Here is a 23,375-nt window from a genome sequence, read left to right as displayed (position 1 = left end):
GCACTCACTTATCTTCGACGCATTGCCTCCTATCATGTCGCACACTGATGACCGTTTTCTCCTGGAGGCTGTATGAGCGATACCGTCAAAGTGACACCGGCGGAGAAAAGCCCGACTCATGTCGGCATGACTTTTTTCGTCTGTTTTTTAGCCGCCTTGGCCGGCCTGCTGTTCGGTCTTGATATCGGCGTGATCGCCGGCGCCCTGCCGTTTATTACCGAGACTTTTCAGATCACCAGCTCTCAGCAGGAGTGGGTGGTCAGCTCAATGATGTTTGGCGCCGCCGTCGGCGCCATCGGCAGCGGCTGGATGAACTTCCGGCTGGGGCGCAAATACAGTTTGATGATCGGCGCTATCCTCTTCGTGGCGGGATCGCTGTGTTCTGCGTTCGCCCCCAACGTGGAGGTGTTGATCGTTTCACGTATTCTGCTGGGATTGGCGGTGGGGATCGCTTCTTATACCGCGCCGATTTATCTTTCTGAAATCGCGCCGGAGAAAATCCGTGGCAGCATGATCTCGATGTATCAATTGATGATCACCATCGGCATTCTGGCCGCTTACCTGTCTGATACGGCATTCAGCTATACCGGTGCCTGGCGCTGGATGTTGGGCGTCATCACCATCCCGGCCGGGCTGTTGTTGGTCGGCGTGTTCTTTTTACCTGACAGTCCGCGGTGGTTGGCCTCGCGCAATCGTCATGAGCAGGCGCGTCAGGTGTTGGAGAAGCTGCGCGACAGCAGTGCCCAGGCGCAGTATGAACTGAATGAAATTCGTGAAAGCCTCAAACTGAAGCAAAGCGGTTGGGCGTTATTCAAAGGCAATAAAAATTTCCGCCGCGCGGTTTTCCTTGGCATTCTTCTTCAGGTGATGCAGCAGTTCACCGGGATGAACGTCACCATGTACTACGCGCCGAAGATTTTCGGTCTGGCGGGCTTCGCCAGTACGGAACAGCAGATGTGGGGCACGGTGATCGTCGGTCTGGTCAACGTGCTGGCCACCTTTATCGCTATTGGGTTGGTCGACCGCTGGGGCCGCAAGCCCACTTTGATCCTTGGGTTTATCGTGATGGCCGTCGGCATGGGGGCGCTGGGAACCATGATGAACATCGGCATGAACTCGGCGGCGGAGCAATATTTCGCCATCGTCATGCTGCTGATGTTTATCGTCGGCTTTGCCATGAGCGCCGGCCCGCTGATTTGGGTGCTGTGCTCAGAGATCCAGCCATTGAAAGGCCGCGATTTCGGCATCACCTGTTCCACCGCCACTAACTGGATCGCCAATATGATCGTGGGGGCGACATTCCTGACCATGCTGAATTCGTTGGGTAGCGCTCACACCTTTTGGGTCTATGCGGGGCTTAACGTGCTGTTTGTTTTCATCACGCTGGCGCTGATCCCGGAAACGAAAAATATTTCTCTGGAACATATTGAACGCAATCTGATGGCCGGCAAACCGTTGCGTAACATCGGCTCGCGTTGATCTTTGCGGCAAAAAAAAGGTTCAGCCTGGGCTGAACCTTCTTCTTTTCGGCGGTATAAACCGTTAAGCCAGCTTCTGCTGTGCCCAGGCCAGCCCGCTTTGGTATTCACCCGGCAGCAGCGGTGCCAGCGCCTGCAGCGCCTGGCGCAGATCGGCGGCGCTCGGGTCGTTCAGATTGAGGTGGCCGACCTTGCGGCCCGGGCGCACCTCTTTCTCATACCAGTGCAGATGCACCAGCGGCAGCGACAGCCACTGTTCGTTGACGGCGGTGCCGATCAGGTTGACCATCACCGACGGCGTGCTCACCACCGGCTGCGGCAGCGGCAGGCCGAGAATCGCGCGCAGGTGCAATTCGAACTGGCTGATGGACGCACCGTTTTGCGTCCAGTGGCCGCTGTTGTGCACGCGCGGCGCCAGTTCGTTGATCAGCAGCCGATCGCCGACGATAAAGCACTCCATCGCCATCACGCCGACGTAGTTCAGCTCGTTCAGGATCGCCGCCAGCATCTGCTCGGCCTGTTGCTGCAGTGCCGGGTTGGGCTGCGGCAGCGCCACGCTGGTGCGCAGGATGCCGTCTTCATGCAGGTTGTGGGTCAGCGGGTAGAATACCGAACGGCCGTCGTGGCCGCGCGCGCCCACCAGCGACACTTCGCCGGAGAAATTGATGCCTTGCTCGACGATGCACTCGCCATAGGCGTCGGCCGGCAGTTCGGCTTCCTGGCCCGGGCGCAAGCGCCATTGGCCGCGGCCGTCATAGCCGCCGACCCGGCGTTTGACGATCGCCAGCTCGCCCAGCGCAGCGAACACCTGCGGCCATTCGGCGGCGCTCGCCAGCAGCTGCCACGGCGCGGTCGCCAGGCCGAGCTGGTCGAGCAGCTGTTTTTGCGTCAGGCGATCCGCCAGACGCGGGAAGATGTCACGGTTGACGAAGGCGCTGTGGGTCGCCAGCTCGCGCGTCAGCGCGGTTTCTGGCCAGCGTTCGATCTCGGCGGTAATGACGCTGTTCTGATACGGCACCGCTTCAGGTTCGGCATCGATGCCGACAGGGTAGACGGCGATGCCCAGCGGTTCGCCGGCCTGGCGCAGCATGCGCCCCAGTTGACCGTTGCCCAGTACGCAAACCGGCTTCATGCGTCCTCCCGCGGATCGGGGTGGTTCAAGACGTCTTCGGTCTGCGCCTGACGCCAGTCCGCCAAACGCTGCGCCAGCGCGGCGTCGTGCAGCGCCAGGATCTGCATCGCCAGCAGCCCGGCGTTGGCGGCGCCGGCTTTGCCGATCGCCAGCGTGCCCACCGGAATGCCGCGCGGCATCTGTACGATGGAGTACAGGCTGTCTACGCCGCTCAGCGCGGCGCTTTGCACCGGCACACCCAGCACCGGCACCAGGGTTTTCGCCGCCAGCATGCCCGGCAGGTGCGCCGCACCGCCGGCGCCGGCGATGATCACGTCAAAGCCGTTGGCGGCAGCCTGCTCGGCGAAGCTGAACAGCTTGTCCGGCGTGCGGTGAGCGGAAACGACTTCGACATGGAAGGGGACATCGAGCTGGGTCAGGACTTCGGCGGCGAACTGCATGGTGGCCCAGTCACTTTTCGATCCCATTACAATTGCGATTTTAGCCCCGGTAGTGGCGGCTGAAGCGGCGTTGGCTCCCATGGGTGTAAGGCTCCTGTGATTTTTCTGGCGTCGGCTGAGGGCCGAATGAGGGCGTAGAGCATACCATGAGCGCACGGCGAGGAAAACGGTTGCGTCGCCGGTTTTCACCGGCGAAAGCGCGAATTTTTACTCGCGCGCCAGTGCGGAATTCAGAATGGGAATGAGATCAGCTCGACGGCGTCGGCGCTGACTTTGATCATCGATCCTTCGACGTGCCAGGCACCCAGCACCGCGCGATGGGCTTCGCCGTTGCTCAATGCCAGCCGGTGCACCGCCGGGCGATGGGTATGGCCGTGGATCATCCAGTGCACGTCGTGGCGCAGCATGGTTTGCTCGACCGCCTGCGGGTTGACGTCCATGATGGCGTCCGACTTGTACTGGTTGGATTGCTGGCTGCGGGCGCGCATCTTGGCGGCGATCTTCAGTCGCCAGCGCAGCGGCATCGCGAGGAACAGTTTTTGAATCAGCGGGTTGTGCACTTTACGGCGGAATTGCTGATAGGCTTGATCGTCAGTGCACAGGGTGTCGCCGTGCAGGATCAGGATCCTGCGGCCGTACAGCTCCAGCACTTTTTCTTCCGGCAGCAGCTGCATGCCGCTGGCGCGGGCGAAGCGTTTGCCGAGCAGAAAATCGCGGTTGCCGTGGATGAAATAGCAGGGCACACCGGCCTGTTGCAGCGCTTTCAGCGCCGCGGCGATCTCCGCATGCAGCGGCTCGGGATCGTCGTCGCCGATCCAGGCTTCAAACAGGTCGCCGAGGATGTACAGCGCGTCGGCGTGCACCGCTTCGCGCCGTAAAAAACGCAGAAAACCGGCAGTGATTGCCGGTTCCTGTGCGCACAAGTGCAGATCTGCGATGAACAGCGTACTCATGCAGCCGCGATTACTCGCTGACGGTCACGCTGTTGATCACGACGTCTTCTACCGGTACGTCCTGGTGCATGCCGCTGCGGCCGGTTTTCACGCCTTTGATCTTGTTGACCACGTCCATGCCTTCAACCACTTCTGCAAACACGCAGTAGCCCCAACCTTGCGCGTTTTCGCCGCGGAAGTTCAGGAAGTCGTTGTCAGCCACGTTGATGAAGAACTGTGCGGTGGCGGAGTGCGGATCGTTGGTACGTGCCATTGCCAGGGTGCCGATGGTGTTTTTCAGACCGTTGTTGGCTTCGTTCTTGATAGTCGCGTTGGTCGCTTTCTGGTTCATGCCCGGCTCGAAACCGCCGCCCTGGATCATGAAGCCGTTGATCACACGGTGGAAGATGGTGTTGTCGTAGAAACCGGCGCGGCAGTAGTTCAGGAAGTTTTCAACGGTAACCGGCGCTTTGTCAGCAAAGGTCTTGATAACGATATCGCCGTGATTGGTGTGGAAAGTAACCATAGTTTTAATCCTAACAAGGTGAAGTGAGACGTCACGTAAAGCGAGTGAACATTCAGACCGCCCTTATAACATATCCGCCCTAGCGAGTCAGCAGCGGCTCAACCGCGCACTGTCTGTGGTAATTGTGTTTATGTTATATTATAACAATTGCGCTGACCGCCGAATTTTGCGCGTTTTCTTCGCGTGAAGCCAGCAAAGCATGGCCTTAACCTTGCAATAGATCAGGCTTCAGGTTTCAATACGCTACCGGGCGGAAACCTGAAGCCCGGTTATCTTTTTTGTTATCACGCACACCACGGAATCTCCCGATGCTAAAGATTTTTAATACCCTGAGTCGTCAAAAAGAGGAATTCAAACCCATTCATGCCGGGAAAGTGGGCATGTACGTGTGCGGGGTAACCATCTATGACCTGTGTCACATCGGCCACGGTCGTACCTTTGTCGCTTTCGACGTGGTGGCGCGTTACCTGCGCTACCTCGGCTATTCGCTGAACTACGTGCGCAACGTCACCGACGTGGACGACAAAATCATCCGCCGCGCGGCGGAAAATCATGAGACCTGCGACCAGCTGACCGAACGCATGCTGGCGGAAATGCACGCCGACTTCGACGCGCTGCTGATCGACCGCCCGGATCAAGAGCCGCGCGCGACCCAGCATATCGCCGAGATCATCGAGATCACCCAGCGCCTGATCGATCGCGATCACGCCTATGTGGCCAGCAACGGCGACGTGATGTTCTCCATCGACAGCGATCCGCAATACGGGCTGCTGTCGCGCCAGGATCTGGATCAGCTGCAGGCCGGCGCGCGCGTGGAAATCGACGACGTGAAGCGCAACCCGATGGATTTCGTGCTGTGGAAGATGTCCAAGCCGGGCGAGCCGAGCTGGCAGTCGCCGTGGGGGCCGGGCCGTCCAGGCTGGCACATCGAATGCTCCGCCATGAACTGCAAGCAGCTGGGCACCCACTTTGACATTCACGGCGGCGGTTCCGATCTGATGTTCCCGCACCACGAGAACGAGATCGCACAGTCGAGCTGCGCCCACGACGGGCCGTACGTCAATTACTGGATGCACTCCGGCATGGTGATGATCGACAGAGAGAAGATGTCCAAATCGCTGGATAACTTCTTCACCATCCGCGACGTGCTCGGCCATTACGATGCGGAGACGGTGCGTTACTTCCTGATGTCCGGCCACTATCGCAGCCAGCTGAACTACAGCGAAGAGAACCTCAAACAGGCGCGCACCGCGCTGGAGCGCCTCTATACCGCGCTGCGCGGCACCGATGCCGACGCCGCACCGGCCGGCGGCGAAGCGTTCGAAGCCCGCTTCCGCGAAGCGATGGACGACGACTTCAACACCCCGGAAGCCTACTCGGCGCTGTTCGATCTGGCGCGCGAAGTTAACCGCCTCAAGGGTGAAGACATGGCGGCGGCCAACGGCATGGCGGCGGAACTGCGCAAGCTGGCGAACGTGCTCGGCCTGCTGCAGCAGGAGCCGGAGCAGTTCCTGCAAGGGGGCGCTCAGGTTGACGACGGCGAAGTGGCGGAGATTGAAGCGCTGATCAAACAGCGTAACGAAGCGCGCGCCGCGAAGGATTGGGCGCTGGCGGATGCCGCTCGCGATCGGTTGAACGAGATGAACATCGTGCTGGAAGACGGCCCGCAGGGCACCACCTGGCGCCGTAAGTAATCCGGCCGCAGGGAAAAACAAAAAAGGCGCTGAATTCAGCGCCTTTTTCTATGGCTGCGGGTTAGGGTTTAACCATGACCTTGCCGCCGTTGAACTCCACGACCTGATCGGCGACGATCTTGCAGCGTTTGCGGGTTTCGACCTTGCCGTCGACTTTCACCCGCCCTTCGGCGATGACTTCTTTGGCGCCGCCGCCGCTTTCACACCAGCCCTGGAACTTCAGCAGATCGCACAGTTCGACGTGGGGATGATTGTCCAGATTGAAAATTTCCATACTGCCTTACTTATTTAGGTTGAACGTCGTGATATTCCTCGCAGGCCTGCAAGGTATTTTGGATCAGTGTAGCAACGGTCATCGGGCCGACGCCACCCGGTACTGGGGTTATGTAGGCGGCGCGCTCGCTGGCGGCGTCGAAATCGACGTCGCCGACCACTTTACCGCTTTCCAGACGGTTGATGCCGACGTCCACCACGATGGCGCCCGGTTTGATCCAGTCGCCCGGAATGAAGCCCGGCTTGCCGACCGCCACCACCAGCAGATCGGCGTTCTCGACGTGATGACGCAGATTTTTGGTGAAGCGGTGGGTGACGGTGGTGGTGCAGCCGGCCAGCAGCAGCTCCATGCTCATCGGGCGGCCGACGATGTTGGACGCGCCGACCACCACGGCGTTCAGGCCGTAGGTATCGATGTTATAACGCTCCAGCAGGGTGACGATGCCGCGCGGCGTGCACGGGCGCAGCTTAGGCGCGCGCTGGCACAGGCGGCCGACGTTGTACGGGTGGAAGCCGTCGACGTCTTTGTCCGGGTGGATGCGTTCCAGCACCTTGACGTTATCGATGCCGGCCGGCAGCGGCAGCTGCACCAGAATACCGTCGATTTCCTCATCGGCGTTCAGCTGGTCGATCAACGCCAGCAGCTCGGCTTCACTGGTGGCAGCGGGCAGATCGTAGGAGCGGGAAAGGAAGCCGACTTCATCGCAGGCGCGGCGCTTGCTGGCGACGTAAATTTGCGAAGCCGGGTTCTCGCCGACCAACACAACCGCCAGCCCTGGGGCGCGTTTGCCGGCCGCCAGACGTTGTTTCACTTGCTCAGCCACTTCGTTTCTAACCTGCTGCGCAATCGTTTTACCATCAATAATCTTTGCTGACATCAGTGTGGAAATCCATCAATTAAGAAAAGCGGGGATGCCGCTATTCTGGCAGAAGCTGAGCGCGCTGTCAGGCGCAGAATCACCCTCGCGGCCGTTGCCAATGCCGATTTACGCTTTTTTTATGCCGGCCTCAGGATCCTCTACGCCATTTTTACCTGCATTTGCATACGCTGAGGTCGTTCACAGGGCGAAAGAGGGCAGGATCATGAGAGCGATAACCCGGCTTTACCCGTTGCATCATCAGCCTGACGAGCAACCGGCGCAGCCTAAACATGTGGGAGAGACGGTGTTCGATTCTTCGCTGCATCCGGCGGACAGTGCGCAGCTTATCGCGCTGCATCAGCTCGGCCAGCATGAGGCAGCGCCGTCGTGGCGGGCACGCCTGAACGCCCTGTGGCGGAAGCTGTGCGCATGAACGGCAGCGCATGGGTAGGTTGCGCGCTATTGCTGGCTTGGGCGCCGTGGAGCCAGGCATCCTTAAACAGCGCACGCCCTGACTCCGCATTGGGGGAAAGGGGGGAAGCGACCTGCAATATGCAGGTGGTTGAGCATGCCGATTGGGGGGATATTGCCGCAGTGGTACAGTCTACGCGCCTTTGTCTGCGGCGGGGCGGTGGGCGGCAAGAGGCTGAGCGCACACCAGGCGATACCGCGGTCGGCCTGGCGCACCGTAACATAGCGCGGGCGCTGGCGGAAAAAACGCCATAAAGCGCCGTCGCCGCCGTAACGTCATGAAAAGGCATTGACTCGCTAACCTCTGACCGTATAATCGCAACCCGCAACCACAGGTTGCCGCATCTCAATGCGCCCTTAGCTCAGTTGGATAGAGCAACGGCCTTCTAAGCCGTAGGTCATAGGTTCGAATCCTATAGGGCGTGCCATTACTTCCTTGATTTTCTTCCCCCCGACTTGTTCCCTCAAAAATTCGACTGCGTAATCCATACTCTCGTTGGCTCGCCATTGAGCGCCATGCTATGTTCGTTCGCTAACTTTTAGTCAGTGGCAGAGAGCAACATGCAAAGCTTATTCGTTTACGGCACCCTGGGGCCGGGCAGACCCAACGCGCACATTATGGAAGCCATCGGCGGCAGCTGGGAAGAAGGCAGCGTCGGCGGATCGCTGCTTAACGAAGGCTGGGGCGCCGAGATGGGCTACCCAGGCATCGTGTTGGATAACAGCGGCAATCGGGTGAACGGTTTTCTGTTCCGTTCAGCTAATCTCGTCAACCACTGGCCGACTCTCGATGCGTTCGAAGGTGAGGGGTATGAACGGGTGGCGGTCAGCGTCTCCACCGCCGGCGGCGAAACCGTCGATTCGTTTATCTACATGTTGAAGAAATGAGATGAAGCCGCCTCGCCGAGTGAGTGCGAGGCGCTTGACCCGCCGGCAATTGAACTTTCGTTTATTTTGCCGCGCTACAATAGGCGAAAATTTCCCCATGGAGCCTATCGTGCGCAAATCCAGATTCCTGCTCGTGACCTTGCTGTGCCTGTGCGCCGCCGCCGTGCTGTACGTCATGGCTTACCGGGCGTTGGGGCATTACCTCAGCGACGGGGAGAAAGCCTACCCGGATATCAGCGTTGAAATCCGCTGAGGGCCGTGCGGCGCCGCGGTGATTGCACCGACTTTTTCGCACTGATTTACCCGCCATTTACCCGCCGTCGGCAATGATGACGCTGCGTCTCCACACGGTGTGGTTCTCTTGGGCGGAATGCCGTTATGTCACTGCAGCAGGTATCGAATGTTTCTTTGAGCAACAACGGCTTAAAGGGCATCGGTTACAAACATTACGCGTTGGCGATCGTGGCGTTTTCGGCGATCGTGCGATTTATTTCCTTATCAGATCGGTATTTTTGGTGCGATGAAGCCTCCAGCGTACTGACCAGCCGCTATGACGTGGGCGCTTTGCTGTACCACGCTTCTTTCGATGTTCACCCGCCGCTTTATTACCTGTTGCTGCATGGCTGGATGGCGCTGTTTGGCGACGGCATCATGGCGGCCCGCTCGCTGAGCCTGGTGTTCGGCGTAATGACGGTGGCGCTGGCGATGCGTTTTACCCGTTGGTTGACCAATGAGCGGGCGGCGCTGATAGCGGGGTGGCTGATGGCAATCATGCCGATGGCGGTGCGTTACAGCCAGGAGGCGCGCATGTACGCGTTGATGGGGATGCTGGCGATCGCCGCCGCCATGACGTTGGCGAAGTGGCTGAAAACGCCGGATAACCACCGTTACCTGGCGCTGTATGCGTTATTGATGACGCTGAGCTTTTATACCCACTACTTCACGATTTTTACGCTGATCGCTCACTGGCTGGTGCTGCTGGCGCTGTCGTGCCGCCGCGAAGGCGTACGTTACATCAAACAGCCGGCGTGGTGGCTGGCCAATGTGGCGATCGGGGTGGCCTACATTCCCTGGCTGCTGGTGCTGTTCAATCTGCTGGCGCATATCGCCGAGCTGCGGGTCGGCGGCGACGTCGGTTGGATCCCTCAGGTTTCCTGGGGCGATCTGCCGGCGATGTATTGGCGTTTTCTCACTGGGCATGATGGCAGCAATTATCCGACGGTCATTCTCTGGCTGCTGCCGGCGATGTTTATCGCCTTATGTTCATTGCTACTGTGGCGGCGGGAGACGCCGAGAACATTCTCGCTGCTGCTGCTCGGCGGCATTCTGATCCCGGTGACGTTGGTATTCGCCATTTCCTGGCGCTCGCCGCTGTTTGTCGATCGCTACCTCTATTCGGCCGCGCTGGGCATTCCGCTGGTGTTGGGCGTGCTGATCGCCGGCACGAAAAGCCGGGTGCGCGGGATTTCTTTGCTGCTGTTCTTCAGTTTGCTGTTCGGCTGCGGCGTGCGTAACGATTACCCGGTCGAGAAAGATGAGTTCAAAGTGATGGTGCACTACATCAACAGTCTCTATCAGCCTAACGATGCAGTGGTGGTCAGCAACATGTTCAACTATCTGAGCTATGTGTATTACAACAAGCAGGGCTATCGCGCCCTGTTGTATACCCCGGCCAGGCCCAACGGCATTTCGGGCAAGCCCAATGCCTATGGTTTCGGCACCTTTTTCCACGATCGGGCGGCGCAGACTTACGTCGATAATCTCAGCGCGTTAGCGAAAGGCCATCGCCGGGTCTGGCTGGTCAGCGGCGGCGATTTCAATCAGGACTTCGGCCGTTCGCCGCCGGGATGGGTCAATACCGGCACCTTCAAAAGCGGCGGTTTCGAATCGCGCCTGTTCGTGGTGCGTTGAGCAAAATGTCATATTTCCCATTCGGCGTTACATCTGGCCGAGCAAACTTACGCGGGGATGACAGTTCTATACATTGGGATTGGTACTGTAGCTCTACCCGATGATGTTGTGTGTTATCCATTCCCTGTAGTGTATTACCCCATCCCTGTTAAGTTTATCCCGCCTTGTGCGGGATTTTTTTTATCTGCGCATACCCGGCGGTGCGTAACGCGATTTTTTTGAATAACACCGTCAGTTTTATTCGGTATTCAGCCGCTGCGCGCTTGATTAGATTGAACGCGAGAGGGGGCGCCGTCGGTGCCTTTGTGCAATGAGTGGAGAATTTCTATGGCGAAGACAGTAGTGGTGTTTCATTCCGGCTACGGCCATACCGAGCGTTTGGCGAAAGTCGTGGCGGAAGGTGCGGGGGCGGAACTGATCGCCATCGATCAGAACGGTGACATCAGCGACGAAGCCTGGCAGACGTTGGATGAGGCGGACGCCATCATCTTTGGCTCGCCGACCTATATGGGCGGCCCATCCTGGCAGTTCAAGAAATTCGCCGACGCGAGCTCCAAAGCCTGGTTCGGCCGCAAGTGGCAGGACAAAGTGTTCGGCGGCTTTACCAACAGCGCCAGCCTGAACGGCGACAAGCAGGTCACGTTGATCGCGCTGCAGACGCTGGCTTCGCAACATGGCGGCCTGTGGGTCAGTCTGGGGCTGCTGCCGGCCAACACCAAATCGGCGCAGCGTACCGACGTCAATAACCTGGGCGGTTCGGTGGGGCTGCTGGTGCAGACCCCGGCGGATGCCGGCGTGGATGAGATGCTGTCGGGCGATCTGGCGACCGCCAAGCTCTATGGCCAGCGCGTAGCGGGCTTTGCCGCCAAACTGGCGTAAGGCCTTACCGTGTAGATGGGGTGGCGGTGCGGTTGAACGGATGCCGCGTTCATTTTCTCTGCACAATTGGCGTGTAGGCTGCGAAATGTTATTAGCCTGCTTGGGCTAACACTGCATTTCGTACAAATATTCCCGGTTCCTAGGCCGGGTTTTTTGTTGCTAAGGTCCGCTTAAGCTTTCACCGCTATACTGCGTGGCAACACGGGCATGCAAGGCATGGCCGTGTTGTAACTGTCGATTTGCTGTTGTTCAAGCAAGCCCGCTTCATGCGGGCTTTTTTTGGGTTGTTATTGCACGGGCGGCCCAGTTGCAGGAAAATAATCGCGCAGTTATTCAAACATCATTCAACGACCAATAACCACAAGCTTATTAATGTAATTGACGCCGTCGGCGACCTATTACGCTATGCGCTATGCTGACAGCAGAGTAGCCATTATTTGCTGACGCTACGCGGGTGTGCCCGCCGCAGCCGAACGGGGCTAAGAAAAGTCTGTTAATTAAATGTTAACGTTTTTTATTATTGATTTGTCTGGCTTTTTTGGTTGAAATCCGGGTTGACTATCCCTCACTGGCCGGGCGAGAGAGTATGCACATTATTATTCTGGTTATTAGCAAAATATGGGCAAGGCGATGAACGCCAGAATAAACGCCAGGCATGGCCTGCCGCTAACGGTTCAGCTGATCAATCTTTTCATGCTGGCCTTTTTACTTTCCCTGGTGGGTATTCTTAGCCGGCCGATTGGCTCGCTTTCCTTATTTTGGCCGGTGAATGCGATTCTGCTCGGTCTGCTGCTGCGCAAACCCGTTTACGGCACGCCGCTCGGCTGGCTTACCACCTATCTGGGCATGGTCGCCGCCGATCTCAGCACCGGCGAAGGCTGGTCTCTGGCGCTGTGGCTGAACGCCTGCAACATGTCGCTGATCGCCGTCGGTTACGGCATCATGCTGATGCTGCCACAATCTCAACGGCGCATGGGCAAGCCCCAGGCGATACTCTATATGTTCAGCGCCAGTTTGGCCGGCGCGGCGGTGGCGTCGACGCTGTCGGTGCTGCGTAATGATAGCCTCTATAACAACACGGTGGTGATCGCCTGGCTGGCTTGGTTCAGTGAGCAATTCTCGACGACCTTGCTGCTGTTGCCGGTGCTGATGGCGGCGCCGCGGCTGAAGCAACTGCTGCGCATGCAGGTACGTTGGCGCCTGAAAGGCTGCCTGCCGTTGCTGGCGTTGCTGCTGTCGCTGGCGTTTAGCGTCTATATCGGCGGGCCGGGCGCCATCGCCTTCCCGATCCCGGCGCTGCTGTGGTGCGCGGTACGCTACCCGCTGTTCCCCGTGACGTTGCTGACGTTGTTGACCGGCATGACCGAGATCAGCAGCATTTCTGCCAACCTGGTGCTTTATGAAACGCCGAACAACCACAACGCCTTCCTCGATACCCTGATGTCCGCCCGATTGGGCATCGCCATGCTGGTGATGGGGCCGCTGATCCTCGCCAGCTCCATCGCCGCCAACCGCAAGCTGATGCGGCGTTTGGAGCACAGTGCCAACCACGATTTTCTGACCGGGGTGCTGGCGCGCAGCGCGATGACCCGCAAAGCGGGCGAGTTGCTGGAGCATAAACACCGTTCCAAAGAGGCGGTGTCGCTGCTGCTGATCGACATCGATCATTTCAAGCAGATCAACGATACGCACGGCCACAGCGCCGGCGATCAGGTTTTGGCGTCGTTCGCGCACATCGTGCGGCGCGAGCTGCGTCACGATCAGCTGTTCGGCCGCTTGGGAGGGGAAGAGTTTGCTATCATGCTGCCGCGCGCGCTGGCGGCGCAGGGCGTGGCGCTGGGGGAACATTTGCGCCGGCTGGTGGAGCAGACGGAGCTGCAGGCGGAAGGCAAGCAGACGTTGAAAATCACCATCAGCGTCGGCGTCGCCAGCCTGGCGATGAATGAGGTGAAATCGTTGGAACAGCTGATGAATATGGCGGATATCGCGCTGTATCGCGCCAAATCGCAGGGGCGTAATCGGGTGGAGTCGTTCAACGTGATCAACGGCAACAGCGTCGAGCATATCCTGTTCCGTTAACCGTTTTCAGCCTTGCCTGGGCTCGAAGCGGGTTTCGCAATTAGGGCAAATCAGTATCACATCTTGCAGCATTGCTGCGCATTTTTGCCGGGTAACATAGCCGCATTTAGGGCAGACGATTTGGGTGGAGCGGTTGATAAAACCTTTGACGCTGCTGGAATCGGACATATCAATGGCCTGTGTAAGGTGAAAACTCACGCTAACACAGGCAACGACAAATTTCGTTGGTTATTTTCCGTACGCAGATACTTACAGGCTTTTCAGCGCCTTGATGGTTTCATCCATATCGATCTCGTGCTCGGAGAAGGTATGGGTGGTGTTCTGGAAGGTGGTAATGGTCAGCATGCGCAGCGTTTGCATGGTCTGCGCCTGATCTTCGGACTGTGGGCGAATGCGGTTCATCAGCAGGCCGACCGACAGCACGGTGTTCTCTTTATCCACGTCGGCTTTGACCGGCACTTCCTTGGTGAAGGTATTAAAAGACTTGATGCTGGTGATCTTGATTCTTTCATTGGCGATGATGATGTATTTGCTGGGCGCCAACACTTTTACCGCATAAGCCGACGGGCCTTTGGTGTTGTTGGTTGGCTCGAAGGTGACCGCCGCGTTTTTCTTAATCAGCTCCGGGTTCTGCACTTTAATCACGTGAAAATAACGATTTTCTCCGTTCTCGTCGGTAATAAAGCCGAAGCCTTTGTCTTCAAAAAAAGTCGTTATCTTGCCGTTCATCGCTATTCTCACAAAAGGGTTCAATACAGCGCTTATGATAGCGCGGAATGCCTTGCAGCGACAGATTGCGCGGGCGGCATTTAGTCATGCGATAACGGCATTTAGCGGCTTCCTGGCCACATGCTATGTTCATGCTGACTTCATTCAATGCGAAAAAGGAATATCGATGGGCATCAAACGTCTCAATCACGCCGTGCTGTATGTCAGCGATGTGCGGCAGAGCGCCGACTTTTATCATCAGGTCTTGGGCTTCAAGCTGAAGCCGTCCGACAGCCCCGATCGCGCGGTATTTACCCAGGCCGCCGATTCGGAAAACGATCACGATTTGGCGCTGTTCAGCAAGAATCTGGGCCAGCAGCGCGCCGGGGTGTTTCGCGCCAACAACGAGCCGCCGGCGGAGCATGAGCCACCGGCCGGGCTGTACCATCTGGCCTGGGAAGTGGACAGTCTGGAAGAGCTGGAGCGCATTCGTCACCAGTTGGCCGAACGCGGTATTCTCGGGCTGGAAGAGGATCATGGCGTGCACAAAAGCATTTATGGTCACGATCCGGACGGGCTGCTGTTCGAGGTGACCTGGTTTATTCCGCCGGCGTTGCTGACCGACGAGGATAAAAACCAGCAGGGGATCCGCCCGCTGGATTTCGCCGCCGAGAAGCGGCGTTTCGCCGGCCTATAAGCGGCTCAGGTGCGGGGCGCCGCGGCGCCCCGACGATCACAGCACTTTGTTGAGGAAGTTAACGGTGCGCGGATGCTGCGGTTGGGACAGCACCTGCCTGGCGTCGCCCTGTTCGACGATCTGCCCGTCGACCATAAACACCACCCGATCCGCCGCTTCGCGCGCAAAGCCGATTTCATGCGTGACCACCACCAGCGTGACACCCAGATCCGCCAACCCTTTAATCACGTCCAGCACTTCGCCGACCAGCTCGGGATCGAGCGCGGAGGTCGGTTCATCGAACAGGATCACCTTCGGGTTCAGCGCCAGCGCGCGCGCGATGGCGATGCGTTGTTGTTGGCCGCCGGAGAGGTGGCGCGGGTAGGCATCCGCCTTGTGGCGCAGCCCGACGGTATCCAGCAGCTCATAGGCGACCGCCTTCGCCCGCTCGCGGGAGTGAATTTTGTGCACCACCGGCGCTTCGATGATGTTTTCCAGCACCGTCAGGTGCGGGAACAGGTTGAAATTTTGGAACACATAGCCGACGTTGATGCGCTGCCGGAGGATGGCCTTTTCCTTCAGCTCGTACAGCCGGTTGCCCTTGCGGCGGTAGCCGACGTAGTCGCCGTCGATGCGGATAAAGCCCTCGTCGACGCGCTCCAGGTGGTTGATCGCCCGCAGCAGCGTCGATTTGCCGGAGCCGGAAGGGCCGAGGATCACGGTCACGGTGCCCGGCTGCAGCGTCAGGCTGACGTCGTCCAGCGCCTTGTGTTTGCCGAAGAACTTGCTGACGTTGCTGATTTCGATCAGGCCGCGTGCCGGCACCGGGGTGAGATTGCGTACCGGCTGCTCGGGCAAGGCGTAATAATCAATGGCTTCAGACATGTGGGTCTCCTAACGTTTTAGCCAGCCGGCCAGTTTCTGCCAGGGCGTCGGCGGCAATTCGCGCACCGCGCCCCGGGCGAAATAGCGCTCGATATAGTATTGGATCACCGACAGCGCGGTGGTGATGAACAGGTACCAGACGGTGGCGACCATCAGCAGCGGTATCACCTGCTGGGTGCGGTTATAGATAACCTGAATGGTGTAAAACAGCTCCGGCAGCGCCAGCACGTAAACGATAGAGGTGCCTTTCGCCAGGCTGATGATCTCGTTGAAGCCGGTCGGAATAATGGAGCGCAGTGCCTGCGGCAGAATGATACGGAAGGTGCGACGATAGCCCGGCAGGCCTAGCGCCGCCGCCGCCTCGTGCTGGCCGTAATCCACGCCCAGGATGCCGCCGCGGATGATCTCGGCGGTGTAGGCGGACTGCACCAGCGTCAGGCCCAGCACCGCCACGGCGAACTGGCCGAGAATGTCGATGGTGGGAAAGCTGGCGAACACCACGGAGGTGAAGGGAATGCCCAGCGAGATGGCGTCATACAGATAGGAGAAGTTGTACAGAATGATCAGCACCAGGATCAGCGGCAGAGAGCGAAACAGCCAGATATAGCCCCAGGCCAGCGACGCCAGCAGGTAGGAGCGCGACAGGCGCGCCAGCGCCAACAGGGTGCCGAACAGGATGCTGAACAGCGTACCGAGCAGCGTCAGCAGCAGGGTTTGCCCCAGCCCCGCCAGTACCGCCGGCGCGAAGAACCACTCGGCGAACACGCCCCATTCCCAGCGCGCGTTACCCGCCACCGATTGCACGATGGCGGCCAGAATAAACAGCGAAAACAGCGCGCCGATCAGCCGCAGCGGATAGCGGGCGGGCACCACTTTCAAGACTTCTTGTTTGGACATGTCATGTCTCCCGATACAGATAAAGGGGTCTTAGGCGATTTTCCTTTCCGACGCGCAACAACACGCGTCCTCTGCAATCAGGCTTTTGCGGAACGGCAGGCGGCCATCGTAGGGCGGCCGGCTGTAAACCTCGCTGTCGACGGTGGGATCGAACTGCGGCTGATACCCGTTGTTCAGATACAGGCCCACCGCTTCGGGCTGGCGAAAGCCGGTGGTCAGATAGAGCCGGCGATATCCCTGCGCCAGCGCCAGCGTTTCCAACTGCTGCAACACTCGCTGCGCCAGGCCCTGGCGGCGCAGATCGCCTCGCGTCCAGATGCGCTTCAGCTCGGCGGTCTGTGCGTCATAGCGTTTGAAGGCGCCCATGGCGATCGGCGCACCGGCGCGCAGCAGCACGATGAAGGCCCCTTGCGGCGGCGCGTACAGATCCAGCGCTTCCGGTTCCTGGTCACCAAAATAGTCGCCGTAACGCTGGCGATATTCGCCGAACAGCCCCTCGATCACCGGGGCGATCAGCGGGTCGGTCGGCAGCGTCTGAATGAAAGTGTCTTGCGTCATCGCGCGCTCCTAATCGCCCAGGCCGGGCGGGTTGATTTCCGACTGCGCAAGGCGTTCGACGCTCTCGCCCCAGCGGTTGAGCACCCGATCGTACTGCCCGCCGCGGATCGTGCCGTTCAGCGCTTCGTTCACCGCCTGCACCAGGCCGTTGCCTTTACGGGTGGTGACGGCGATGTGTGCCGCCTTGGGCCAACCGCCTTCCACCGTGCCCGCCAGCCGGGTGCGGCCGTTCAGCGCCGCTTTATAGGCGCCCAGCACGTTCGGCCCGAAGTAGGCGTCGGCGCGGCCGGACTGGATCGCCAGCGTGGCGGCCGCATCGTCGGTCACGTAGATCGGCTGGAAGGGTTTGAGCCCCTGCTGCCGGTTCTGTTTGTCCCACGCCAGCAAAATTGCTTCCTGATTGGTGCCGGAGCCAACGATGATCTTTAATCCGGCGATATCGGCAGGCTGTTTGATCGTCGCGATCTTGCCGCCGGTTTTGACGTAAAAGCCGAGCGAATCGATGCGGTAGGTGGCAAAGTCGAAGCGGGTTTTGCGCTCTTTGGTGACGGTGACGTTGGTGATGGCTGCGTCATATTTGCCGGAAACCACCCCCAGCGGCCAGTCTTCCCACGAGGTTTGCACCACGTTTAATTCAAGCCCCAGGCTGTCGGCCACCAGCTGCGCGATATCCACTTCGCTGCCGATCAGCCGCCGGTTATCGGCGGCGAACAGCGCCAGCGGCGGCGTGTTGAGCGCGGCGATTGCAACGGTGAATTGGCCCGGCTTCACGAAGTGGAAATCGGCCGGCAGTTTGGCGATCGCCTGCGGGTTTTTCGGCGCGTGGATCGGGGTTTCATTGGCCTGTAAATCGATGCCGGTGCCCGCCTGCGCGGCACCGGTCAGGCTCAGCAAGGCCGCCACGAGGGCGGCGGTAACGGTTTTCTGCATAGCGGATATCCCTGAAAACGATCTTATTATTGGGTGAATCTGTTCAACGGGCGCTTCAGGCCCAGGTGCTCGCGCAGCGTATCGCCATGGTACGCCTGACGGAACAGGCCACGCTGTTGCAGGATGGGTACCACCCGATCGACGAAGTGGCCGAAGGCGCTGGGCGTACCGCCGCTGATGATGAAACCGTCGGCGGCTTCACCGTCGAACCAGCGTTGCAGACCGTCCGCCACCGCTTCCGGCGTGCCGCTGAACACCGGGCGCGGCGAGGCGGCTTCCAGCGCCACCTGGCGCAGCGTGAGGTTACGTTCGCGGGCGCTGAGCTTGATGGCGTCGGTAGTGCTGCGGAAGCTGTTTTGCCCCAGATCGCCGATGTCCGGGAAGGGGGCGTCCAGCGGATGGCGGGAAAAGTCGTAATGCTCGAAGTAGCGGCCAAGATAGTTGAGGGCGTTCTCAATGCTGACCAGGCGGGCGGTCTCCTGGTACTGGCGCTCGACGTCCGCGTCGTCGTCGCCGACGATCACGCTGACGCCCTGGAAGATGCGCAGGTCGTCCGGCTCGCGCCCCTGTTCCACCAGCTGCCGCTTCACGTCCTGATAAAAATCCTGCGCTTGTTCCAGCGTGTCGTGATGGGTGAAGATCGCATCGGCGTGTTGAGCCGCCAGCCGTTTGCCGTCTTCGGAGGCGCCGGCCTGGAACAGGATCGGGCGCCCCTGCGGCGTGCGGCCAATGTTCAGCGGCCCCTGCACCGAGAAGAACTCTCCCTGGTGATTGAGGGTGTGTAGCTTGCCGGTGCGGAAGAATTCGCCGCTAGCCTTGTTGCGCACAAAGGCATCGTCTTCCCAGGAATCCCACAGCCCTTTGGCGACGTCGAGAAATTCGCCGGCGATACGGTAACGCAGGCTGTGTTCCGGGTGTTCGGCGCGCGAGAAGTTTTTGGCCGAGCCTTCCAGCGGCGACGTCACCACGTTCCAGCCGGCGCGGCCGTTGCTCAGGTGGTCGAGGCTGGCGAACTGGCGGGCGACGGTGAACGGATCGCTGTAAGAGGTGGAAAGGGTGCCTACCAGGCCGATTTTATCGGTGGCGGCGGCGAGCGCGGCCAGCAGGGTGAGCGGTTCGAAACGATTAAGAAAATGCGGAATGGATTTTTCGTTGATATATAACCCATCGGCGACAAACACGAAATCGAATTTCCCCTGTTCGGCTTTTTTCGCCGAGGCGATATTAAATTCGAGGTTGATGCTGGCGTCGGCGGTGGCATCCGGGTGGCGCCAGGCGGACATATTTCCCGATGCGCCGTGCAGAATGGCGCCCAGCCGTAATTGCCGTTGATTATTCGCGTTGTCGCTCATCGTGATTATCCTGTCATGCGCCGCAAAGGCGCGCGGTGTCTGATGTGTCCACTATTGATGAGCGGCAACGGGATGTAAAACAACAAAACAGCATATTCAAATGTTGAAAACTGCAAATATCACGGCGAGCGAAAATAATAATCCCCGGCGCGGTATCTGCGGCGTCGGGGAAATACTATTTCACGTTATTCAGGCGTTGCTGAGGGCTTTTTCTGGCGCGGTAGTGAGCTGTTGCAGCGTGCGTTCCGCCAGCAGCGTAAAATATTGTGCCGCGGGGAACAGGGCGCGTTCATCGGGATTGAAACGCGGATGATGCAGGCCGAACTCGCTGGCGGAGCCGATACTGACGAAGACGCCCGGCACGTGATGCAGATACAGCGCGAAATCTTCACCCCCCATTTGCAGCTCCGCCTCTTCGACCCGGTAGCCGGCCTCGGCGGCGACGGTTTTGCTGAACGCCGCCCAATGGGCGTCGTTGATCACCGCCGGCGGCCCCGGCTGCCAGTGGAGTTCGGCCTGCGCGCCGAGCGCGGCGGCAACGCCGTCGATCACCTGGCGAATTTTATCAGGCACCTGGCGGCGCACCGCGTCGCTGTGGGTGCGCACCGTGCCTTCCAGCTCCACGGTTTGCGGCAGCACGTTCCAGGTATTGCCGCCTTCGATGCGCGTCACGCTCACCACCAGCGATTCCAGCGAGCTGAAGCTGCGGCTGGGCAGCGTCTGCAGCGCGCCGACGATCTGGCTGGCGGTGACGATGGTATCGACGCCCTGTTCCGGTTTGGCGGCGTGGGCGCCTTTGCCGGTGATGAGGATCTGGAAACGATCGACGTTGGCGTAGAACGACCCGGCGCGGGTGGCGAAGGTGCCGGTGGGCAGCTCCGGCGCGTTATGCAGGCCAAATACCGCCGCAACGTTATCCAGCGCGCCGGCGTCGATCAGGTGCCGGGCGCCGTTGAAGGTCTCTTCCGCCGGCTGGAAGAAGATGCGCACCGTGCCGGGCAGCTCGGCCTCACGCGCTTTGAGCAGGTGCGCGGCGCCGAGCATCACCGAGGTGTGAAAGTCGTGGCCGCAGGCGTGCATTACGCCGCTGTTTTGCGAGCTGAAGGGCACGTCGGCGATTTCGTCGATCGGCAGGGCATCAATGTCGCCGCGCAGCGCGATAATCGGCCCCTTGCCGCTGCCGATCTCCGCCACGACGCCGGTTTTCAGCGCCAGCGGCAGCAGACGGATGCCTGCCTCTTCCAGCCAGCGGGTCAGCCGGGCGGTGGTGGCGAATTCGTGATTGGAAAGTTCCGGGTTTTGGTGCAGCTCACGCCGATAGGCGATGATTTTGTCTGCCAATTGGCTGGTCATAGGCTTGGCTCACAGTGGGAAATAAACCCTAACCCTAGTGCAGGGACCGCCGAAGCAAAAAGACCATCTGGTTATATTTCATAGCGATTGCGTCTGCATGGGGGCGTCAACACAGGGGGAAGCGGGCGAGTTTGGGCGTTCGCTCGTTGTTCGCCGGCGCAGGGAGAGGTTTGGCCTGGAACGGTAACGTATCGCAACCGGTGCAATCCATTTACACCGGACAACACGGATTTTTTCACTCTTTATCGGATTTCTGTGATCGCGGTGGTGGACAAAATCCTGCCTGCTTGCTGTACTGTAATCGACACAGGTTTTGTGTCTTTCATTCACGTTAAAGGTAAGTTTGATGTCTAAGATTAAAGGTAGCGTTAAGTGGTTTAATGAATCCAAAGGCTTCGGTTTCATTACTCCGGAAGATGGTAGCAAGGACGTTTTCGTCCACTTCTCTGCCATCGTTAGCAACGGTTTCAAAACGCTTGCTGAAGGCCAGCGTGTAGAATTTGAAATCACGAACGGTGCCAAGGGCCCATCTGCCGCTAACGTTACTGCTATCTAAGCTGCGTAGCTGAATTTCTTAAAACCCGCTCATTGAGCGGGTTTTTTATTGGGCGCGTTATGCGTCGTTGCGGCGGGCCAACAGGCCGAACAGCAGGATGGCGATGGCGTAACAGCCGACGATGGTCAGCGCCATCGACAGGCCCGAGGTGCCGCCCAGCCCGGTGAGCGGCACGGCGCAGGCGCCGAGGGCGAACATGCACACGCCGATCAAGGCCGAGGCGCTGCCCGCTTTGTCTCCCTGGCTTTGCATCGCCAGCGAAGAGGCGGTCGGGCCGACGATGCCGATCACCGCTACCGAGAAGAACAGCGGCACCAGCAACACGACCAGCGGCGCATGCAGCGCGGCGGCCAACAGCAGCAACAGCGACGCGACGGCCGCCAGCGTTAACCCGCCCCTCAATACCCGGCGTTCCCCCCAACGCGAACTGAGACGGCTGGCCAGCTGTGCCGCAATGATCAAGCCGACGCCGTTAATGGCGAAGCATAGGCTGAACATCTGCGGGCTGAGGCCGTAGATCTGCTGCAAGACGAAAGGCGAGGCGCCGATATAGGCGAACATGCCGGCCATCACGAAGCCCTGTGTCAGGCACAGGCCCATGAAATAGCGCTGGGTCAGCAACCCGCCGAGCGACATCAGCATCGCCAGGATACCGCCCTGGCTGCGGCGCTCGACCGGCAGGGATTCGCGCAGCTTCAGCGCCGACAGGCTGAACAGCAGCACGGCGATGGCCGCCAGCACGCCGAAGATACCGCGCCAATTCATTACCTGCAGCATCACGCCGCCCAGCACCGGTGCGACGATCGGCGCCAGGCCGTTAACCAGCATCAGCAAGGCGAAGAAACGGGTCAGCTCATGGCCGGCGTACAGATCGCGAGCAATGGCGCGGGAAATCACCGCGCCGCCGGCACCGGCGATGCCTTGCAGCAGGCGGGCGATCAGCAGTTGGTCGATGGTGGGCGCCAGCGCACACCACAGCGAAGCGCCCAGCAGCAGGATCAGCGACAGCAGCAGCGGGCGCATACGGCCCAATTTGTCGCTGTAAGGGCCGAAAATCAGCTGGCCGACGCCCAGACCGAGCAGCCCGGTGGTCAGGCTGAGCTGCGCGGCGGCGGTGGAGGTATTCAGCTCACCCGCCATTTCCGGCAGGGCGGGCAGGTAGAGATCGGTGCACAGCGGCCCCAGCGCGGCCAGCAGGCCAAGCACGACGGCGTACACCAGACGCTGTCTGGTTAAGTGTTTGGTCATGGGAGATTAGAGTTTCCTGAACAGGTGAGAAATGGCCTGCTGATACAGATCGCGCAGCAGGGACGCATCGGCTTTTTGCGTGGTAAGGATACGGTAACCGGTGCCTTCGCTCATGACGGCGATAAATTCCACCCGCGCGGCGATCTCTTCCGCGCTGAAATGGGGATACAGCCGCTGCAGATTGTGGCACACGTGGCGAAACAGCCGCGCTTCCGCATCGCTGAGCAGTTTGGCCACCACCGGGTTGCGCGTGGCCTCGGCGGTCACTTCCAGCATCAGCATGTGATCGGTTTCGCTCTCGCCCGGCTGCTGAAACAGCGTGCGCGCCGCCAACGTACCGGCGATCAGGTTGATGTGATCGCCAAGGTTTTCCAGCCGCTGCATCTTGTTAGTGATGATGCGGTTGACGATCTCTTCGATAATCGCGTCTTTATTGGCGAAATAACGATAGATTTGACCGACGCTGAGCTGCGAGCCTTGGGCGATCTCCGCCATGCTGGCGGCGTGGAAGCCGTGGCGGCGGAAACTGATTTTCGCCGCTTCGACGATCTGATCGCGGCGCGCCTGCACCTTGGCCTGTTTACTGTCGTTGGGGGAGAGCATCTGCCCGATCCTTTGCTACGCGTGAGCCGGGTTCACATTTTTGGGT

27 protein-coding genes and 1 tRNA gene are annotated in these 23,375 nt (G+C 59.6%); 12 read left to right on the top strand and 16 right to left on the bottom strand.

All coding sequences use genetic code 11. The features are described 5' to 3' along the window. The first annotated feature begins 72 nt into the window (after positions 1-72). Positions 73-1,479: a sugar porter family MFS transporter gene (locus ACJ8HA_RS12195; RefSeq protein WP_043135713.1), complete on the top strand. Its 1,407-nt coding sequence runs from the start codon at positions 73-75 to the stop codon at positions 1,477-1,479. A 63-nt stretch (positions 1,480-1,542) separates the two neighbouring features. Here ACJ8HA_RS12195 and purK read toward each other — a convergent pair whose 3' ends face one another. The 4 genes from purK to ppiB form a co-directional block, all read right to left on the bottom strand. After that, on the bottom strand, positions 1,543-2,610 hold the full coding sequence (purK, locus tag ACJ8HA_RS12190) for a 5-(carboxyamino)imidazole ribonucleotide synthase (RefSeq protein WP_004940189.1): 1,068 nt from the start codon (positions 2,608-2,610) through the stop codon (positions 1,543-1,545). Further along, on the bottom strand, positions 2,607-3,131 hold the full coding sequence (purE, locus tag ACJ8HA_RS12185; protein ID WP_025301815.1) for a 5-(carboxyamino)imidazole ribonucleotide mutase: 525 nt from the start codon (positions 3,129-3,131) through the stop codon (positions 2,607-2,609). Before purE ends, purK begins: the two co-directional genes overlap by 4 nt. A gap of 149 nt (positions 3,132-3,280) precedes the next feature. Next, positions 3,281-4,003 (bottom strand): UDP-2,3-diacylglucosamine diphosphatase, encoded by a 723-nt coding sequence (locus tag ACJ8HA_RS12180; RefSeq protein ID WP_060432577.1) that lies wholly within the window; start codon positions 4,001-4,003, stop codon positions 3,281-3,283. Positions 4,004-4,013: 10 nt separating this feature from the next. After that, on the bottom strand, positions 4,014-4,508 hold the full coding sequence (ppiB, locus tag ACJ8HA_RS12175; protein WP_025301816.1) for a peptidylprolyl isomerase B: 495 nt from the start codon (positions 4,506-4,508) through the stop codon (positions 4,014-4,016). A 308-nt stretch (positions 4,509-4,816) separates the two neighbouring features. Between ppiB and cysS the strand changes: the two genes are divergently transcribed. Continuing rightward, complete coding sequence (gene cysS, locus ACJ8HA_RS12170; protein WP_025301817.1) at positions 4,817-6,202, top strand: cysteine--tRNA ligase; 1,386 nt, start codon at positions 4,817-4,819, stop codon at positions 6,200-6,202. A gap of 61 nt (positions 6,203-6,263) precedes the next feature. Here cysS and ybcJ read toward each other — a convergent pair whose 3' ends face one another. Together ybcJ and folD are read right to left on the bottom strand one after the other, a co-directional pair. Beyond that, on the bottom strand, positions 6,264-6,476 hold the full coding sequence (gene ybcJ / locus ACJ8HA_RS12165) for a ribosome-associated protein YbcJ (RefSeq protein WP_025301818.1): 213 nt from the start codon (positions 6,474-6,476) through the stop codon (positions 6,264-6,266). Positions 6,477-6,486: 10 nt separating this feature from the next. After that, positions 6,487-7,353 carry a bifunctional methylenetetrahydrofolate dehydrogenase/methenyltetrahydrofolate cyclohydrolase FolD gene (folD, locus tag ACJ8HA_RS12160; RefSeq protein ID WP_004940177.1) on the bottom strand — a complete coding sequence of 289 codons (867 nt, stop codon included), beginning with the start codon at positions 7,351-7,353 and terminating at the stop codon, positions 6,487-6,489. Positions 7,354-7,558: 205 nt separating this feature from the next. Here folD and ACJ8HA_RS12155 point away from each other — a divergent pair, with 205 nt between their 5' ends. The 8 genes from ACJ8HA_RS12155 (at position 7,559) to ACJ8HA_RS12120 (ending at position 13,563) form a co-directional block, all read left to right on the top strand. Then, positions 7,559-7,768 (top strand): hypothetical protein, encoded by a 210-nt coding sequence (locus tag ACJ8HA_RS12155; RefSeq protein WP_185742323.1) that lies wholly within the window; start codon positions 7,559-7,561, stop codon positions 7,766-7,768. Next, positions 7,765-8,061: a hypothetical protein gene (locus ACJ8HA_RS12150; RefSeq protein ID WP_049209323.1), complete on the top strand. Its 297-nt coding sequence runs from the start codon at positions 7,765-7,767 to the stop codon at positions 8,059-8,061. Before ACJ8HA_RS12155 ends, ACJ8HA_RS12150 begins: the two co-directional genes overlap by 4 nt. Before the next feature lie 96 nt (positions 8,062-8,157). Then, a tRNA-Arg gene (locus tag ACJ8HA_RS12145) sits at positions 8,158-8,234 on the top strand. A gap of 133 nt (positions 8,235-8,367) precedes the next feature. Beyond that, positions 8,368-8,694 (top strand): gamma-glutamylcyclotransferase family protein, encoded by a 327-nt coding sequence (locus ACJ8HA_RS12140; RefSeq protein WP_049206185.1) that lies wholly within the window; start codon positions 8,368-8,370, stop codon positions 8,692-8,694. A gap of 109 nt (positions 8,695-8,803) precedes the next feature. Next, positions 8,804-8,947 (top strand): hypothetical protein, encoded by a 144-nt coding sequence (locus ACJ8HA_RS12135; RefSeq protein ID WP_016928795.1) that lies wholly within the window; start codon positions 8,804-8,806, stop codon positions 8,945-8,947. Positions 8,948-9,072: 125 nt separating this feature from the next. Next, positions 9,073-10,605, top strand: coding sequence for a glycosyltransferase family 39 protein (locus tag ACJ8HA_RS12130; protein ID WP_442515352.1), 1,533 nt, complete (start codon positions 9,073-9,075; stop codon positions 10,603-10,605). 327 nt (positions 10,606-10,932) lie between these two features. Beyond that, entirely contained in the window at positions 10,933-11,484 is a 552-nt protein-coding gene (locus ACJ8HA_RS12125) for a flavodoxin family protein (protein WP_004940045.1), read from the top strand. Between the two features lie 630 nt (positions 11,485-12,114). Further along, a complete protein-coding gene (locus tag ACJ8HA_RS12120) occupies positions 12,115-13,563 on the top strand; it encodes a GGDEF domain-containing protein (protein ID WP_233494380.1) in 1,449 nt (482 codons plus the stop codon). 6 nt (positions 13,564-13,569) lie between these two features. On the opposite strand, the gene ACJ8HA_RS12115 is transcribed toward ACJ8HA_RS12120, so the two are convergent. Both ACJ8HA_RS12115 and ACJ8HA_RS12110 read right to left on the bottom strand, forming a co-directional pair. Then, positions 13,570-13,731, bottom strand: a complete 162-nt coding sequence (locus ACJ8HA_RS12115; RefSeq protein ID WP_015376921.1) for a YnfU family zinc-binding protein — start codon at positions 13,729-13,731, stop codon at positions 13,570-13,572. 81 nt (positions 13,732-13,812) lie between these two features. Then, a complete protein-coding gene (locus ACJ8HA_RS12110) occupies positions 13,813-14,292 on the bottom strand; it encodes a cold-shock protein (RefSeq protein ID WP_025301823.1) in 480 nt (159 codons plus the stop codon). A gap of 166 nt (positions 14,293-14,458) precedes the next feature. Here ACJ8HA_RS12110 and ACJ8HA_RS12105 point away from each other — a divergent pair, with 166 nt between their 5' ends. Beyond that, complete coding sequence (locus ACJ8HA_RS12105) at positions 14,459-14,968, top strand: VOC family protein (protein WP_043135732.1); 510 nt, start codon at positions 14,459-14,461, stop codon at positions 14,966-14,968. Between the two features lie 36 nt (positions 14,969-15,004). Here ACJ8HA_RS12105 and ACJ8HA_RS12100 read toward each other — a convergent pair whose 3' ends face one another. From ACJ8HA_RS12100 to ACJ8HA_RS12075, 6 genes are all read right to left on the bottom strand, one after another. Beyond that, positions 15,005-15,832, bottom strand: a complete 828-nt coding sequence (locus tag ACJ8HA_RS12100; protein ID WP_025301825.1) for an amino acid ABC transporter ATP-binding protein — start codon at positions 15,830-15,832, stop codon at positions 15,005-15,007. Between the two features lie 9 nt (positions 15,833-15,841). After that, positions 15,842-16,729 (bottom strand): amino acid ABC transporter permease, encoded by an 888-nt coding sequence (locus ACJ8HA_RS12095; RefSeq protein WP_019454099.1) that lies wholly within the window; start codon positions 16,727-16,729, stop codon positions 15,842-15,844. 30 nt (positions 16,730-16,759) lie between these two features. After that, a complete protein-coding gene (locus ACJ8HA_RS12090; RefSeq protein ID WP_043135734.1) occupies positions 16,760-17,287 on the bottom strand; it encodes a GNAT family N-acetyltransferase in 528 nt (175 codons plus the stop codon). A 9-nt stretch (positions 17,288-17,296) separates the two neighbouring features. Further along, complete coding sequence (locus ACJ8HA_RS12085; protein ID WP_141997449.1) at positions 17,297-18,217, bottom strand: ABC transporter substrate-binding protein; 921 nt, start codon at positions 18,215-18,217, stop codon at positions 17,297-17,299. A gap of 26 nt (positions 18,218-18,243) precedes the next feature. Continuing rightward, positions 18,244-19,569 carry an LLM class flavin-dependent oxidoreductase gene (locus ACJ8HA_RS12080; RefSeq protein WP_164063576.1) on the bottom strand — a complete coding sequence of 442 codons (1,326 nt, stop codon included), beginning with the start codon at positions 19,567-19,569 and terminating at the stop codon, positions 18,244-18,246. A gap of 189 nt (positions 19,570-19,758) precedes the next feature. Beyond that, positions 19,759-20,922 carry a M20 peptidase aminoacylase family protein gene (locus ACJ8HA_RS12075; RefSeq protein WP_197812857.1) on the bottom strand — a complete coding sequence of 388 codons (1,164 nt, stop codon included), beginning with the start codon at positions 20,920-20,922 and terminating at the stop codon, positions 19,759-19,761. Positions 20,923-21,268: 346 nt separating this feature from the next. On the opposite strand from ACJ8HA_RS12075, the gene cspE reads away from it, so the two are divergent. Next, positions 21,269-21,478 (top strand): transcription antiterminator/RNA stability regulator CspE, encoded by a 210-nt coding sequence (gene cspE, locus ACJ8HA_RS12070; protein ID WP_004940030.1) that lies wholly within the window; start codon positions 21,269-21,271, stop codon positions 21,476-21,478. 57 nt (positions 21,479-21,535) lie between these two features. On the opposite strand, the gene ACJ8HA_RS12065 is transcribed toward cspE, so the two are convergent. Further along, a complete protein-coding gene (locus ACJ8HA_RS12065) occupies positions 21,536-22,726 on the bottom strand; it encodes a multidrug effflux MFS transporter (RefSeq protein WP_197812855.1) in 1,191 nt (396 codons plus the stop codon). 6 nt (positions 22,727-22,732) lie between these two features. Then, positions 22,733-23,329 (bottom strand): TetR/AcrR family transcriptional regulator, encoded by a 597-nt coding sequence (locus ACJ8HA_RS12060; RefSeq protein ID WP_025301831.1) that lies wholly within the window; start codon positions 23,327-23,329, stop codon positions 22,733-22,735. Positions 23,330-23,375: the final 46 nt, after the last annotated feature.

The organism is Serratia sp. CY33802 (assembly GCF_052169095.1).
Taxonomy (GTDB): Bacteria; Pseudomonadota; Gammaproteobacteria; order Enterobacterales; family Enterobacteriaceae; genus Serratia; species Serratia bockelmannii.
The sequence above is the reverse complement of the archived record's forward strand: the minus strand, read 5'-3'. Positions and strand labels throughout refer to the sequence as shown.